Origin of the sequence: Sphingobium sp. 3R8, from assembly GCF_020166615.1 — a bacterium.
GTDB classification, from domain to species: Bacteria; Pseudomonadota; Alphaproteobacteria; order Sphingomonadales; family Sphingomonadaceae; genus Sphingobium; species Sphingobium bisphenolicum.
The window spans coordinates 67,131-81,620 of sequence record NZ_JAIQXR010000009.1 but is presented as its reverse complement, the minus strand read 5'-3'; the positions used below and the strand labels follow the sequence as shown (position 1 = coordinate 81,620).

Genomic DNA, 14,490 nt, shown 5'->3' with positions numbered 1-14,490 from the left:
TAATCTGCCATGACCCCCACGTCCGTTCGGGCTAAGCCTGTCGAAGCCCCTTGCTGTTCTTCGCAAGAAAAAGGGAGCCCTTCGACAAGCTCAGGGCGAACGGAACAGGGATTGGGCGCATGAAACTGGTACGCGCCCTTGGCTCGGTCGGCGGGCTGACCCTCGCCAGCCGGGTGCTGGCGCTGGTGCGCGATTCGCTCGCCGCGCGTTATGTCGGCGCGGGTTTCGCGTCGGACGCGTTCAACGGCGTCGCCTTTCGCCTGCCCAATATGTTTCGCGCGCTCTTTGCCGAGGGCGCCTTTTCCGCCGCCTTCATCCCCCTGTTCAACAAGAAGGCGGCAGGGGAAGGCGGATTACCGGCGGGTTATGATTTCGCCGAACGCGCGCTGGCGGTGCTGCTGCCGGTCCTGATCCTCTTCACCCTGATCCTGATTGCCGCGGCCTGGCCGATCACCTGGGCGCTGTCGGGCGGCTTTTCCCGCCAGAACCCGAGCGCGGAGCAATTCGCCTTCGCCGTTACCCTGTCCCGCATCACCATTCCCTATCTCGCGCTGATCTCCCTGGCCTCGCTGCTGGGCGGCATCCTCAATTCCCTCGACAAATTCTGGGTCAATGCCGCCGCGCCGATATTGCTGAACGTCGCGATGATCGCGGGCCTGTGGTTCTTTCACGGCGCCGACGAATATGAGACGGCGCGGGTGCAGGCCATGTCGGTCACGATCGGCGGGGCGCTGCAACTGCTCTGGTTGATCTGGGCGTGCAGGCGCGCGGGCGTGTCGATGACGCTGAAACGCCCCCGCCTCGACAAGGATGTGCGCGAACTGCTGCGCCTGATCGTTCCGGCAGCGGCGGGCGCGGGCGCGTCGCAGATCAACCTGCTGATTTCCACCGCGCTGTCAGGCTGGCTGCTCGCGTCCGGCTCCATCACCTATATCTATTATGCCGACCGGCTGAACCAGTTGCCGCTGGGCCTGATCGGCATTGGCCTGGGTACGATCCTGCTCCCCACCATTTCGCGGATGCTGTCCAAGGGCGAGGACGCCGCGGCGATGGAGACGCAGAATCGGGGCATCGAACTCGCCCTGTTCCTGACCCTGCCCGCGACCGTGGCCTTTCTGGTCGTGGCGGAACCGATCGTGCGCGGCCTGTTCCAATATGGCCGCTTCACCGCGGAGGACGCGATGCGATGCGGCTGGGCGCTGTCGGCCTTCTCGATCGGCCTGCCCTCCTATGTTCTCGTGAAGGTGCTGACGCCGGGCTATTATGCGCGCGGCGACACGAAGACGCCGGTGCGCTATGCGATGCTGTCGATCCTGATCAACATCATCAGCAATCTGGCGATGATCCCGACCCTGGGCCATATCGGGCCGCCGCTGGCGACCGCCCTGTCCTCCACGGTCAATGTCGCGATGCTCTATCGGACATTGGTCAGGCGCGGCCATTTCGCCGCCGACGCTGGCCTGCGCCGCCGCCTGCCCCGGCTCGCCGTCGCCGCGCTCATCATGGGAGTCGCGCTGTGGGCGGGTGAAGATCTGCTCGATCCCTGGCTGACCGGCGCGATGGTGCAGCGCTATGTCGCGCTGGCCCTGCTTGTCGGCGCGGGTGTGGCGCTGTACGGGCTGGCCTCCTTCGTCACGGGGGCCTATCGGCTCTCCGACATCAAGGCGCTGATGCGCCGCAAAAGTGCAACCTAAGTAAGAACGGATTCAGACATGCGCGTCCTTTCCGGCATCCAGCCGACCGGCAATCTGCACCTTGGCAACTACCTAGGCGCGATCCGCAACTGGGTGCGGATGCAGGATGAGATGGACAGCCAGAGTCAGTGTTTCTTCTTCCTGGCCGATATGCATTCGATCACCGTGCATGAAGGGCGCGAGCAGCGTATCCGCAACGTGCGCGACATGGCGGCCGCACTGGTCGCCGCCGGGATCGACCCGGACCGCAGCGTGTTGTTCAATCAGGCGCGCGTGCCCGCCCATGCGGAACTCGCCTGGTTGCTGAACGGCACCGCGCGCATCGGCTGGCTCAATCGCATGACGCAGTTCAAGGACAAGGTCGGCAAGGACCGCGAGGGCGCCTCGATCGGCCTGTTCGTCTATCCGGTGCTGCAGGCGGCCGACATATTGCTCTATAACGCCACCCATGTCCCGGTGGGCGAGGACCAGAAGCAGCATCTGGAGCTGGCGCGCGACATTGCGGCCAAGTTCAACAGCGATTTCGGCGTCGAACTGTTCACCCTGCCCGATCCGATCATTCCCCGGGAATCGGCGCGGATCATGTCGTTCCGCGACGGTAGCGCGAAAATGTCCAAGTCCGATCCATCGGACATGAGCCGCGTCAACCTGACCGACGACGACGACGCCATCATGAACAAGGTGAAGAAGGCCAAGACCGATCCCGAACCCTTGCCCGAAACGGCCGCCGGGCTGGTCGGCCGCCCAGAGGCGAACAACCTGATCGGCATCTACGCCACCCTGTCGGGCACGACGCCGGACGCAGTCTGCGCGGCGTTCGCGGGCAAGGGGTTCGGCGCGTTCAAGCCGGCGTTGGGCGATCTGCTGGTCGAAACTCTGCGCCCGATTCGCGAGCGGTTTCTTGCATTGCGCACCGACGATGCCGCACTCGACGCCATCCTGGACAAGGGCGCGGCCAAGGCAGCGGCGGCGGCGGCGCCGACCCTGCGCGCGGCCTATGACGCAATGGGGCTGATGCGATAATGTCACAGGATCGGCTTAAATAGCTGACCCTGGGCATGGTCGTTTACGGAAAAGCGGGGCGAGCGTCGTCCATGATCTGACAGGACCATGGTTTGCGCCCGTTCGGTCGGTTCGCGCGTTCAAACGATGTTCAGTTGCGTTTTGCTATCGCAGAGCGCAATGATGTTTAAAGGCTCATGCCTTGGTACAGGACGCAGAAAAATGACCCGTTTCAAGAAGTTCGGCCTGATTGCGGCGCCAGCTCTGGCGCTGGTGGCGCTGTCGGGCTGCACCACAGGCTTTAAGGCCGATGTCGCCCGCTTCCAGCAACTCCCCGCGCCCGCCGGGCAAAGCTATATTGTCGTCGCCGACGATGCGCAGCTCGCAGGCGGGCTGGAGTTCGCCCATTATGCGGACATGGTCGGGCGACGTCTGGCACAGACCGGTTATGTGCAGGCTAGTGACCCGGCCCGCGCCGACCTGATCGTGCGCGTCGCCTATGATGTCGACAATGGGCGCGAGAAGGTGCGCTCGACCGGCTTCGGCGGCCCTTATGGCGGTGGCTTCGGCCCCTGGGGTGGCGGCTTCGGCGGCCGTTGGGGTCGCCCATGGGGCTATGGCTTCTATGATCCCTGGCTCTTCGGCGGTGGCGGCTATAACGACGTGTCGAGCTACACCGTCTACACCAGCGACCTCAGCATGAAGATCGACCGCGCGGCCGACAACCGCCGCCTGTTCGAGGGCAAGGCGAGCGCCCAGTCGCTGTCGAACAAGCTGACCTATCTGGTGCCGAATCTGATCGACGCGATGTTCACCAACTTCCCCGGCCAGAATGGGGAAGATGTGAAGATCACTCTGCCGCCCGAGAAAAAGGGCTAGGACAGGCTCGAACAAGATGTGAAAAGCCCGGCGCTTCATCGAAGCGCCGGGCTTTTTCGTTGTCATGCCGCGCCTTCTGCCCCGCCCGCATTGTCCCCTGCGCCATTTTCCGCTGTTCCATGCCCCATCATAGCGGATAGCCTGCCGCGGTCCGTTGCCATGGGCAGCGCCACCGGGGAACCACGCCTATGTCCTTGACCGTCCGCATCCTGATCGCGCTCGTGCTGGGACTGGGTAGCGGCATCGCGCTGGCCGAATGGGGCGGAGACTGGGGGACAGGCGTGATCGCGGTGGCGCAGCCGATCGGCAAGGCGTGGCTGGGCGGGCTGCAGATGCCGCTGATCCCTCTGATTTTCGCCCTGCTGGTGACGGGCATCACCCAGGCGGCGACCAGCGTCCGGACCAATGGCATGGCCGGCCGCGCGATCGCGCTGTTCGCAATCCTGCTGACGGCATCGGCGGCGGTCGCCGCGCTGATCGGGCCGCTGATGCTGCATCTGTGGCCAGTGCCGGCCGGCGCGGTCGGGGCGCTGGCGGGCGCCGATGGCGTAGGCGAAGTACCCGACATGCGCCCGTCCGCCGAATGGCTGCTGGGCTTCATCCCGGTCAATCCTCTCAAGTCCGCGAGCGAGGGGCAGGTGGTCGCCGTGGTGCTGTTCGCGCTGGTCTTCGGTTTCGCCGTCACCCGCATCGCGGCGGACCGGCGCGCGCAGCTGACCGGCTTCTTCCAGGCGCTGGCCGACGCGCTGCTGGTCGTGGTCGGCTGGGTGCTGTGGCTGGCGCCGATCGGCGTGTTCGCGCTGGCGCTGGTCGCGGGCGCGCGGTCGGGGCTGGCGACGGCGGGCGCGCTGCTCCATTATATCGGCTTCATCGTGCTGATCTGCGTCGCGGTGACGCTGCTGGTCTATCCGCTGGTCGTGGTCGCCGGGCGGATCGGGCTGGGCCGCTTCGCCCGCGCCGCCCTGCCCGCCCAGGCCATCGCCTTTTCCACCCAAAGCTCGATCGCCTCCCTGCCCGCGATGATCCAGGCGAGCGACGAACCGCTTGAGGTGCGCGAAACTACGCGCAGCATCGTCCTGCCGCTCGCCATATCGCTGTTCCGTATCACCAGCCCGCCCGCCAATCTGGGCGTCGCCCTCTATGTGGCGGCGATGAACGGCGTGACGCTCGGCCCGGCACAACTGGCGATGGGGGTGCTGGTGGCCGCGATCGTCAGCCTGGCGGCGGTCGGCCTGCCCAGCCAGATCACCTTCTTCACCACCACCGGCCCCATTTGCCTGGCCATGGGCGTGCCGGTGGAGGCGTTGCCGCTGTTGCTGGCGGTGGAGACGGTGCCCGACATCTTCCGCACGGTCGGCAATGTCACCGCCGACATGGCGGCGGCCCGGATTTTGGATCGGCGGGCGGCGGACGCATCCTAAACCTGTTGGAAGGCTTGGATCACAAGATCAAGGCGCCCGCCGCGCCGTACGGATCGTCACCGGTGCGGCGAGCATCTGGCCCTTCATCACGCCTTCCCCGGCCGTGGGCGATTTGGGCGCGGCGAGGATCGCCTTCACCACATCCATCCCCTCGACCACATGGGCGAAGACGGCAAAGCCCTGATTGTCGCCGCTCGCCTGCTGGGGCTGGGCGTCCATGGCCGGCATCTTGCCCAGCACGATGAAGAAGTCGCCGGTCGCGCTGCCCGGCGCATAGCGCGCCATCGACAGTGCGCCGTCGTCATGGGTGAGGCCGGTCTGGGTGGTTGGTTCATGTTTGATCGGCGGCAATATCCGTTTCGGATCATTTTGCGCCCCGCCCTGGACGAAGCCATAATCGGCCGCGCCCACGCCGCGATAGAAGAGCGTGCCGTCGAACCGTTTCTGGTCGACATATTTGAGGAAGTTGGCGGCGGTGACCGGCGCCTTGTCGACATGGACCGCTATCAGGATGCGGCCTGCATTGGTGTCGAGCGCGACGCGAACGTCGGTCGAAGGCGCTGGCGCCGGCGGTGTCTGGGCCAAGGCGGCCGAAAAGCCGAGAAGGGCGGCGAGCAGGATAGCAAGGGCGCGAATCATACGCTCACCCTAGCTTCTCCGCCGCCGGACGCCAGAGGGGCTTGTCAGCCCTCCAGCAGGCGCTGGAGCGCGCGGACATCGGCGTCCATGTCCGGGTTGCTTTCGCGCAGCGCCTCGATCGTGCGCACGGCATGGATCACCGTGCTGTGATCGCGCCCGCCGAAGATGCGGCCAATTTCGGGCAGCGAACGCGGCGTCATCTTCTTGGCGAGGTACATCGCCACCTGGCGCGGGCGGGCGACGGCGCGGGCGCGGCGCTTGGAACGCATTTCCGACGGGTCGATCTTGAAATGGGCGGCGCAGGCCTTCTGGATTTCGTCCACCGTGATCCGCCGCGCATTGGCGCGCACGGCGTCGGCCAGCATCCCTTGCGCAAAGTCGAGGTCGATCGAGCGGCCCGTCAGTTGGCCATAGGCGACCAGCTTGTTGAACGCCCCTTCCAGTTCGCGCACGTTCGAGCGGATCGAGCGGGCGAGGAAGTCGATCACCGCATCGGGGACCGGCGGATCGCCCGCCACCGCGCGCTTCGATTCGAGGATGGCGAGGCGCAGGTCGAGCCCGGCGGGCTGGATATCGGCGACCAGGCCGCCGGCGAGGCGCGACAGGATTCGCGGATCGATCGATTCGAGCATCTGCGGCGGCCGGTCGGCGGTCACGACGATACGCGCGCCGCTGTCGATCAGGTCGTTGATCGTGTGGAGGAATTCCTCCTGCGTCGATCCCTTGCCCGCGATGAACTGGATATCGTCGATCAGCAACAGCCGGGCAGCGCGCAGCCGGCCCTTGAACGCCATCGTCTCATTGGCGCGCATCGCGTTCACGAATTCCATCATGAAGCGTTCGGCCGACATGTAGAGCACGGGGGACGTGGGCGCATGGGCGGAAAAGGCGCGGGCGATGGCGTGGAGCAGGTGGGTCTTGCCCTGGCCCGTGCCGCCATGGATGAACAGCGGGCTGAAGCGCGGCGTGGCTTCGCCGGCCATCGCCTGGGCGGCCGAACAGGCAAGGCGGTTGGTTTCGCCCATGACGAAATCGTCAAAGCCGTGGCGCGGCAGGAAATTGGAGGCGATGGCGACGGGCGCGGCGGTTTCAGTCGGCACCGGCGGCTCGACATGCACGACTTCCAGCAGGCGCGGCCCGGTGGCGTCGGGCGCACGGCGTAACCGCACCTCGCGCACGCCGGCCCCGGCGCTGCGCCAGGCCATGCGCAGGCGGTCGCCAAACTGGCCGGATACGAAATTGGCGCTGAAATCGCTGGCGACCAGCAGGTCGAGCGTCTGCGATTCGGCGCAATAGTCACCGAGGCGGACGGGTTTCAGCCACTGGTCGAACATCCGTGCGCCGACGTCGCGGCGCAGGCCGGCGCGGATGCTGGTCCAGGCGGATTCCAGGCCCGCATCGGCCTGGCTAATCTCTCCGTCCTGCCAACCAACCACGCCCACAACATCCTTCATAGACTTTGACGACCCCACCAACTGTGCCCCCTGATCCGGGCAGGAAAAAAGACGCAAGGATACTCGATCGGAAAAGCCCCCGCCATCCCGAGTTCCTTACGATATGCAATCTCACATGACGGCCGCATCAAGGTGATTCGACAGCGGCCGGATTTCAAAAATAGACAGGGGGACACCGCCGGATCAAGGGCAGCATGGTTCAAAAAAGTGAAATAAAGCCGTTGACTCAGCAAAGCCGCGGGAATCGAACGAGAATGAAATTATCACGTTATTTCAACAGTTTGTAAGGAAATAATCGTGCCGCAGTGCGTCGAATCGCGGGAAATTGGCCAATCGTCAAAAATGACCATATTGTGAAGGAACGACGAAAGGCCCGCCCCAGCGATGGGGCGGGCCTTATGATCTGCCGAAAAACCCGGAGGGGTTAGGCGAGCGCGCTGACAGCCTTGGTCAGGCGGCCGAACTTGCGCGCGGCGGTGTTCTTGTGCAGCACGCCGCGGGCGACGCCACGGGCCAGCTCGGGCTGGACGGCCTGCAGGGCGGTGGCAGCGACGTCCTTGTCACCAGCGGCGAGGGCGGCTTCCAGCTTCTTCACCAGGGTGCGGATCCGGCTGATGCGGGCGCCATTGATTGCGGCGCGACGCTCGTTGCGACGGATGCGCTTCTTGGCTTGCGGCGTATTGGCCATTCTATTCCTCGGTTCTCATCAAATCTCGGGAAGAGGCCCGTCGAACGACCGACATGCCTCGTGAAGGTGCGCCCCTTACAGAGGTTCGGGGCAGGCGTCAACGGATTCGGGCGACGCTATTTCTGACATTTGGGGCAAAAGAAGGTCGATCGCCCCCCGTCCACCCGACGCTGCACCGTGCCGCCGCACAGGCAGGATTCGCCTTCCCGCCCATAGACGCGCCATTGTTTGGAGAAATAGCCCAGTTCCCCGTCGGGCCGCGCATAATCGCGCAGGGTGGAGCCGCCCGCGACGATGGCGGCGGACAGCACATCGCGAATCGCCTCCACCAGCAGGCCGAGGCACACGCGCCCGATCTTGCCCGCCGCGCGAGTCGGGGCGATGCCCGCCATGTTCAGCGCTTCGCATACATAGATATTGCCGAGGCCAGCGACAATTCGCTGGTCGAGCAACGCCGCCTTGATCGAGGTCGCCTTGCCCTTGAGCGCGGCGGCCAGGCGGGCGGTGTCGAAATCCGGTCCCAGCGGTTCCGGCCCCATGCGGGTGAAGGGCGTGTAGGCCTGCCATGCGTCCGATCGCACCAGGTCCAGCGAACCGAATCGCCGCGGGTCGTTGAGCGACAGCACATGGCCATGCCCTGTCTCAAGCAGCAGATGGTCGTGCGCGCCGATCTCCGCCGGGTCGATTCGCCAGCGACCCGACATGCCGAGATGGAAAATCATCATGTCGCCGCGATCGGTTTCGATCAGGCCATATTTGGCGCGGCGCGACAGCCCCGTCACCGTCGCCCCGGTCATCCGCTGACGCAGGTCGACCGGGATCGGCCAGCGCAGGTCGGCGCGGCGCGGCTCCACTCGCGTCAGCACCGCCCCCTGGAGGACGGAGCGCAAGCCCGCAACGGTGGTTTCGACTTCGGGAAGCTCAGGCATGGGGATGCATGTAGGCGTTAGCGGGCGGCTGCAACAGGGGTATCGGGATCGAGATCCGGCCAGCGGTCGATCAGCGCGCTCGTGACGCCGTTGGTCCAGCCGAACCCGTCCTGCAATGCATATTCCCCGCCGCCGCCGGGCTTGCGCGTCTCGACATCATATTTTTCCAGCATCTTGCCGGTTTCGCGCCAGGCCGCATCGACCGTGCCGATCCAGCGACGGGCGATATCCCTCGCCAACGCTTCATGACCCGTGCGGGCCAGTCCTTCCACCGCCACCCATTGGAGCGGCGCCCAGCCATTGGGGCTGTCCCATTGCTGGCCGCTGGCGATGCGGGTGGTGCGCAGGCCGCCCTCCCCCAGCAACTGCGCGCGGACCAGGCGAGCGACGGCGTCCGCCTGTGGCCGGTCGGCCAGGCCAACGAAGAGCGGGAAGACCGTCGCGGCGGACACGACCGGCGTCGGCTTGCGCGCCTGCATGTCCCAGTCGGCATAGCGCCCCTCACGCGCCTGCCATAGCCAGCGGCTGATCGCCTTCCCGCGCGCGGTGGCCAGCGATCCAAACTGCCGGGCGCAGGCGGCGTCCCCCGCCGCAGCGCAGCGGCGAGCGATGGCCCGCTCCAGCGACCAGAGCAGGCTGTTGAGGTCCACCGGCACGATGTCGGTCGTGCGGATCGTGGACAGCCGCCTGGGGTCGTCCAGCCAGCGCGAGGAAAAGTCCCAGCCGCTTTCCGCGCCCGCGCGCAGGTGGCGATAGATGGCGGCGGCCGGGCGGTTGCTTTGCCCGGCGGTGGCGACATCTTCCGCCCAGCTCTCGTCGCGCGGCCCCGGTCTGTCGTCCCAATAGCGGTTGAGCAGCGCGCCATCGGGCATCCGCACGACGCGCCGGTCGGCCGCGCCCGTCGCCAGCCCCTCCGCGCCGCGCATCCAGAAATCATGCTCGGCGCGGAGGGCTTTGAGGTGCCGGGGATCGTTGGGATTGCTCGCCAGATCCACCATCAGCGCCAGGAAGGGCGGCTGCGACCGGCCCAGATAATAGGTCCGCGTGCCATTGGGGATGAAGCCGTAGCGATCGATCAGGCTTTCGAAATCGACCAGCATCGAATCGATCAAAGGCTGTTGCCCGTCGGCCTTGAGTCCCAGCATGGTGAAATAGCTGTCCCAATAATAAATCTCGCGAAAGCGCCCGCCCGGCACGACATAGGGCGCGGGCAAGGCGAGCGCGGACGACCCCGCCGGCGGACTGAGCGCCGGGCGCGTCAGTTGCGGCCAGAGCGACCTGATATGGCCGCGCAGGCCCTGCGCCGCCGCCTGTTCGCCCGGCACATCGAAATAGTTGAGGACGAAGGCGCGCAGCGCTGGCCCTCGCGGCTTTTCCTGCCGATAGCGATCGAGGATCGTCGCGGCATCGGCCCTGGGCACCGCGTCCACGAAGGTCTTGCCGTCGGGGAAGACCTTCTCGCGCTGCACCGCTTCGAACAGGGGGCCGTAGATGCGCTGCGGGCCGGGCGGCGGCGCGGACGTTTGCGGCGCGGCCTGGGCCAGGCACAGCATGACGGCAAGGGCAGCAAGGACTGGACGCACGATAAGAGGCTCCCCCGACATGGTTTGCCTGAAAAATGGATGACGCCCGCGAAACGTTCCGCCCCTCGCCTTCCCACTGGCATGGCACCGGAACAGCGGCAAAAGCCAGTCGGCGCTCGATGAAGTCGTCACCTGTTTTCATTTTTTTGTTGTCGCATCGCTTTTTGCGCAAAACCGGTTCCCACTTTTGCGCGCGATGCTCTAGAGCGAAGCCCATGAACGACACAGCATCCTTCGGCTATCGCGACGTCGATGCCGCCGAAAAACAGGGCATGGTCCGCGCAGTCTTTTCCAACGTCGCGGCGAAATATGATCTGATGAACGACGCCATGTCCGGCGGCGCGCATCGTCTGTGGAAGGACCAGTTCGTGCGCCGGGTGAAGCCCCGCGCCGGCGAACAGATACTCGACATGGCGGGCGGCACCGGCGACATCGCCTTTCGGATGCACAAGCATGGCGCGCAGGTCACCGTTTCGGACATCAATCCCGAGATGCTGGCCGTTGGCGTCGAGCGGGCGCAGAAGAAGGGGTTTGACGGGCTGATCTGGTCGGAGCAGAATGCCGAAACGCTGACCTTCGGCGACCGGGCTTTCGACGCCTATACGATCGCCTTCGGCATCCGCAACGTCACCCATATCGACCAGGCGCTGGCCGAGGCGCACCGCGTTCTCAAGTTCGGCGGGCGCTTCTTCTGCCTGGAATTTTCCACCACCACATGGCCGGGTTTCTCGGACGTCTATGACGTCTATTCGCACAAGCTGGTGCCGCACCTCGGCAAGCTGTTCGCCAATGACGCAGACAGCTATCGCTATCTGATCGAATCGATCCGCCGCTTCCCGCCCATGCCCAAATTCGAGGGCATGATCCGTGACGCCGGTTTCGTGAATACCAAGGTCGAACCGATATTGGGCGGGCTGGTCGCCATTCACAGCGGCTGGAAGATTTGACGCCCGGATGACCGCCCATATCACCCATATCTTCCGCCTCCTGAAATGGGGGCGCACCCTGGCGCGGCATGGCGCGCTGACCGGCATCGAGCGCGATCCGCTGACCCCCGGCCCCGTCCGGCGGCTGGTCCGCATCGCCCGGCTCGGCGCGCGCGTGCCCAGGCAGCCACGCTATGCCGACGCCTTCCAGTCGATCGGCCCGGCCGCGATCAAGCTGGGCCAGACGCTCGCCACCCGGCCCGATCTGGTCGGCGATCATGCGGCGAACGATCTTCTGCGCTTGCAGGACGCCCTGCCCCCCGTGCCGTTCGACACGATCCGGGCACAGATCGAGCAGAGTTTCGGCCGTCCGCTGGACGCCATCTACAAGAGCTTCGATGAGGTGCCGGTCGGTGCCGCGTCGATCGCGCAGGTGCATCGCGCGGTCACGACCGACGGCCGCGACGTCGCGGTCAAGGTGATCCGCCCCGGCGTCATCGACAAGTTCAATCGCGACATCCAGACCTATGAATGGGCCGCCGCCCATGTCGAGATGCTGGGCGGCGAGATCGCGCGCCTGCGCCCGCGCCTGGTCATCGCGAACTTCAAGCGCTGGACCGTGCGCGAACTGGACCTGCGCCGCGAAGCCGCCTCCGCCTCCGAACTCAGCGAAGCCATGGAGGCGATGCCCGGTTATCGCATTCCCGTCATCGACTGGGATCGCACGACCGGCAAGGTCATGACGATGGAGTGGATCGACGGCATCAAGATTTCCGATCGCGATGCGCTGATCGCGGCGGGCCATGATGTGAAGGATCTGGCCGCCCGGCTGGTCAACGCCTTCCTGCGGCAGGCGATTGCGGAAGGCTTCTTCCACGCCGACATGCATCAGGGCAATTTGTTCGTCACGGCCAATGGCGACATCGTCGCGATCGATTTCGGCATCATGGGCCGGATCGACCGGCGCGCGCGCATGTGGCTGGCGGAGATTCTCTACGGCCTGATCACCGGTAATTATAAGCGCGTGGCCGAAATTCACTTCGAGGCGCAATATGTGCCCGGCCATCATAATGTCGACGAATTCGCCACCGCCCTGCGCGCCGTGGGCGAACCGATGCGCGGCAAGCCGGTGCGCGAACTCTCGGTCGGCGGGATGCTGGACGGGTTGTTCGCGATCACCCGCGACTTCGACATGCAGACCCAGCCGCATTTGCTGCTGCTCCAGAAGACGATGGTGATGGTGGAGGGCGTGGCGACCGCGCTCGACCCCGACATCAACCTGTGGGAGACGAGCGGCCCCTATGTGAAAGGCTGGCTGCGCGACGAACTGGGACCGGAGGCGAAGGCCGCCGACACGCTGATCGAAAATTGGCGCACGCTCCAGCGGTTGCCGGGTTTGGTCAAGCGGATCGAGGACGCCTTCCCCGAAAAGGGCGGCGCCCCGCCGCCGCCGCCGCTCACGGAAGTGAAGCTGATCCACGTAGGCGGCGGCTGGCGCTATGCGCTGGTGGCGGTGATCGCGGCGGCGGCTGGCGTGCTGGGCTCCGCCCTCCTACATCTGCATCTATGACTCAACAGCGCGTCCTCCTCATCGTCTCTGGCGGCATCGCCGCCTATAAAGCGCTCGAACTGGTCCGCATCCTGCGCAAGCGCGGGGTCGCGGTGCGCGCGGTGCTGACGGAGTCGGCGCAGCAGTTCGTGACGCCGCTGTCGCTGGGGGTACTGACCGAAGATCAGGTCTTCACCCATTTGTTCGACCTGAAGGACGAGCAGGAAATCGGCCATATCCAGCTATCGCGCCAGGCGGATCTGGTCGTCGTCGCGCCCGCGACCGCCAATATCCTTGCCAAGATGGCGAATGGCATCGCCGACGATCTGGCCACCACGCTGCTTCTGGCGACCGACAAGCCGGTGCTGGCGGTCCCTGCGATGAATGTGCGCATGTGGCATCACAAGGCGACGCAGCGCAATCTGGAGCGGCTCCACGCCGACGGCGTCCATGTCATGACGCCGGACGATGGCGCGATGGCGTGCGGCGAATATGGCAAGGGGCGACTGCCCGAGCCGGAGGCGATCGCTTTGGAAATCGAGCGGCTGCTGGCATTGCCCAGGGGCGCCGATCCGCTCGCGGGGCAGCCCGATTTTGCCAGCGATGCCCAGCGTCTCTCGACTTCGCTCGAGACGAACGGGTCTTTGCAGGGTCGCCACATCCTTATCACCGCAGGCCCCACCCATGAGCCGATCGACCCGGTGCGCTACATCGCCAATCGATCGTCGGGCAAGCAGGGCTTCGCGATCGCCGCCGCCGCCGCGCGGGCCGGCGCGCGGGTGACGCTGGTCGCAGGGCCGGTACATCTCCCTACGCCCGCGGGGGTCGACCGGGTGGATGTGGAAACCGCACGGCAGATGCTGGCCGCGGTCGAAGCCGCCCTGCCGGCAGACGCCGCGATCATGGTTGCCGCGGTCGCCGACTGGCGCACCGCAGACGCCGCCGACCAGAAGCTGAAGAAGGACGGCTCCGGCCAGCCCGCGCCGCTCGCACTGGTCGAAAATCCCGACATCCTCGCGACTCTGGGCCGCCATGCGCAGCGCCCGGCCCTGCTGGTGGGCTTTGCCGCCGAAACGCAGCAGATCGCCGCCCATGCCCGGGCCAAGCTGGCGAAGAAGGGCGCTGACTGGATCGTCGCCAATGACGTATCCGGCGACGTAATGGGCGGCGACGCCAACGCCGTGCAGATCGTCACCGCCGCCGGCATCGAATCCTGGCCCAGCCTACCGAAGGGCGAGGTCGCCGACAAACTCATCGAAAAGGTCGCCCATGCCCTCTCCGCTCTCGTCGATTGAAATCCGGCTCAAGCGCCTGCCCCATGGCGAGGGCCTGCCGGTCCCGGCCTATGCGACCGCCCATGCCGCAGGAATGGACGTCGTTTCGGCCGAGGAACTGGTGCTGCAACCGGGTGGCCGCCATGCGGTGGCGACGGGCTTCGCGATGGCGATCCCCGAAGGCTATGAGGTGCAGGTTCGTCCCCGCTCCGGCCTCGCGCTCAAGCACGGCATCAGCCTGCCCAACACGCCCGGTACGATCGACGCCGACTATCGCGGCGAATTGAAGATCATCCTGATCAACCTGGGCGACGCGCCCTTCCCGATACAGCGCGGCGACCGGATCGCCCAGCTGGTCGTCGCGCCGGTGCAGCTTGCCAGCTTCGCGGAAGTCGATAGTCTCGACGATACCGTCCGGGGACAGGGCGGGTTCGGTTCCACAGGAGTGTGAC

The 14,490-nt window shown here is 65.9% G+C and carries 13 protein-coding genes; 8 read left to right on the top strand and 5 right to left on the bottom strand.

Annotated elements, in window-relative coordinates:
• Nucleotides 1-119: 119 nt before the first annotated feature.
• The 4 genes from murJ (at nucleotide 120) to K9B33_RS10665 (ending at nucleotide 4,996) form a co-directional block, all read left to right on the top strand.
• A complete protein-coding gene (gene murJ, locus K9B33_RS10680; protein WP_224548646.1) occupies nucleotides 120-1,694 on the top strand; it encodes a murein biosynthesis integral membrane protein MurJ in 1,575 nt (524 codons plus the stop codon).
• Between the two features lie 18 nt (nucleotides 1,695-1,712).
• Nucleotides 1,713-2,717 (top strand): tryptophan--tRNA ligase, encoded by a 1,005-nt coding sequence (gene trpS, locus K9B33_RS10675; protein ID WP_224548644.1) that lies wholly within the window; start codon nucleotides 1,713-1,715, stop codon nucleotides 2,715-2,717.
• 201 nt (nucleotides 2,718-2,918) lie between these two features.
• The gene (locus tag K9B33_RS10670) at nucleotides 2,919-3,575 is read left to right on the top strand and encodes a DUF4136 domain-containing protein (RefSeq protein ID WP_224548643.1); all 657 of its coding nucleotides are present in this window, start codon (nucleotides 2,919-2,921) and stop codon (nucleotides 3,573-3,575) included.
• 188 nt (nucleotides 3,576-3,763) lie between these two features.
• Nucleotides 3,764-4,996 carry a dicarboxylate/amino acid:cation symporter gene (locus K9B33_RS10665; RefSeq protein WP_224548642.1) on the top strand — a complete coding sequence of 411 codons (1,233 nt, stop codon included), beginning with the start codon at nucleotides 3,764-3,766 and terminating at the stop codon, nucleotides 4,994-4,996.
• Between the two features lie 27 nt (nucleotides 4,997-5,023).
• Here K9B33_RS10665 and K9B33_RS10660 read toward each other — a convergent pair whose 3' ends face one another.
• From K9B33_RS10660 to treA, 5 genes are all read right to left on the bottom strand, one after another.
• Nucleotides 5,024-5,635 (bottom strand): peptidylprolyl isomerase, encoded by a 612-nt coding sequence (locus K9B33_RS10660; RefSeq protein ID WP_224548641.1) that lies wholly within the window; start codon nucleotides 5,633-5,635, stop codon nucleotides 5,024-5,026.
• A gap of 44 nt (nucleotides 5,636-5,679) precedes the next feature.
• The gene (gene dnaA, locus K9B33_RS10655; protein WP_224548640.1) at nucleotides 5,680-7,089 is read right to left on the bottom strand and encodes a chromosomal replication initiator protein DnaA; all 1,410 of its coding nucleotides are present in this window, start codon (nucleotides 7,087-7,089) and stop codon (nucleotides 5,680-5,682) included.
• 424 nt (nucleotides 7,090-7,513) lie between these two features.
• A complete protein-coding gene (gene rpsT / locus K9B33_RS10650) occupies nucleotides 7,514-7,777 on the bottom strand; it encodes a 30S ribosomal protein S20 (RefSeq protein WP_224548639.1) in 264 nt (87 codons plus the stop codon).
• 116 nt (nucleotides 7,778-7,893) lie between these two features.
• The gene (gene mutM / locus K9B33_RS10645) at nucleotides 7,894-8,706 is read right to left on the bottom strand and encodes a bifunctional DNA-formamidopyrimidine glycosylase/DNA-(apurinic or apyrimidinic site) lyase (RefSeq protein WP_224548638.1); all 813 of its coding nucleotides are present in this window, start codon (nucleotides 8,704-8,706) and stop codon (nucleotides 7,894-7,896) included.
• A gap of 17 nt (nucleotides 8,707-8,723) precedes the next feature.
• Entirely contained in the window at nucleotides 8,724-10,310 is a 1,587-nt protein-coding gene (gene treA / locus K9B33_RS10640) for an alpha,alpha-trehalase TreA (RefSeq protein ID WP_411974003.1), read from the bottom strand.
• Nucleotides 10,311-10,504: 194 nt separating this feature from the next.
• On the opposite strand from treA, the gene K9B33_RS10635 reads away from it, so the two are divergent.
• Genes K9B33_RS10635 through dut form a run of 4 tightly spaced genes read left to right on the top strand, consistent with a single transcriptional unit; the run spans nucleotide 10,505 to nucleotide 14,489 of the window.
• Nucleotides 10,505-11,236: a class I SAM-dependent methyltransferase gene (locus K9B33_RS10635; protein ID WP_224548637.1), complete on the top strand. Its 732-nt coding sequence runs from the start codon at nucleotides 10,505-10,507 to the stop codon at nucleotides 11,234-11,236.
• Between the two features lie 7 nt (nucleotides 11,237-11,243).
• Nucleotides 11,244-12,785, top strand: coding sequence for a 2-polyprenylphenol 6-hydroxylase (gene ubiB / locus K9B33_RS10630; RefSeq protein ID WP_224548636.1), 1,542 nt, complete (start codon nucleotides 11,244-11,246; stop codon nucleotides 12,783-12,785).
• On the top strand, nucleotides 12,782-14,059 hold the full coding sequence (locus K9B33_RS10625) for a bifunctional phosphopantothenoylcysteine decarboxylase/phosphopantothenate synthase (protein ID WP_224548634.1): 1,278 nt from the start codon (nucleotides 12,782-12,784) through the stop codon (nucleotides 14,057-14,059). The genes ubiB and K9B33_RS10625 overlap by 4 nt, the downstream gene beginning before the upstream one ends.
• The gene (dut, locus tag K9B33_RS10620; RefSeq protein WP_224548632.1) at nucleotides 14,034-14,489 is read left to right on the top strand and encodes a dUTP diphosphatase; all 456 of its coding nucleotides are present in this window, start codon (nucleotides 14,034-14,036) and stop codon (nucleotides 14,487-14,489) included. Before K9B33_RS10625 ends, dut begins: the two co-directional genes overlap by 26 nt.
• Nucleotide 14,490 lies beyond the last annotated feature (1 nt).

Coding starts and splice junctions, on each gene's coding strand:
- trpS (WP_224548644.1), top strand. CDS start 1,713: ATGCGCGTCCTTTCCGGCATCCAGCCGACCGGCAATCTGCACCTTGGC.
- K9B33_RS10625 (WP_224548634.1), top strand. CDS start 12,782: ATGACTCAACAGCGCGTCCTCCTCATCGTCTCTGGCGGCATCGCCGCC.
- K9B33_RS10665 (WP_224548642.1), top strand. CDS start 3,764: ATGTCCTTGACCGTCCGCATCCTGATCGCGCTCGTGCTGGGACTGGGT.
- treA (WP_411974003.1), bottom strand. CDS start 10,310: ATGTCGGGGGAGCCTCTTATCGTGCGTCCAGTCCTTGCTGCCCTTGCC.
- rpsT (WP_224548639.1), bottom strand. CDS start 7,777: ATGGCCAATACGCCGCAAGCCAAGAAGCGCATCCGTCGCAACGAGCGT.
- dut (WP_224548632.1), top strand. CDS start 14,034: ATGCCCTCTCCGCTCTCGTCGATTGAAATCCGGCTCAAGCGCCTGCCC.
- ubiB (WP_224548636.1), top strand. CDS start 11,244: ATGACCGCCCATATCACCCATATCTTCCGCCTCCTGAAATGGGGGCGC.
- mutM (WP_224548638.1), bottom strand. CDS start 8,706: ATGCCTGAGCTTCCCGAAGTCGAAACCACCGTTGCGGGCTTGCGCTCC.
- K9B33_RS10670 (WP_224548643.1), top strand. CDS start 2,919: ATGACCCGTTTCAAGAAGTTCGGCCTGATTGCGGCGCCAGCTCTGGCG.
- K9B33_RS10635 (WP_224548637.1), top strand. CDS start 10,505: ATGAACGACACAGCATCCTTCGGCTATCGCGACGTCGATGCCGCCGAA.
- dnaA (WP_224548640.1), bottom strand. CDS start 7,089: ATGAAGGATGTTGTGGGCGTGGTTGGTTGGCAGGACGGAGAGATTAGC.
- murJ (WP_224548646.1), top strand. CDS start 120: ATGAAACTGGTACGCGCCCTTGGCTCGGTCGGCGGGCTGACCCTCGCC.
- K9B33_RS10660 (WP_224548641.1), bottom strand. CDS start 5,635: ATGATTCGCGCCCTTGCTATCCTGCTCGCCGCCCTTCTCGGCTTTTCG.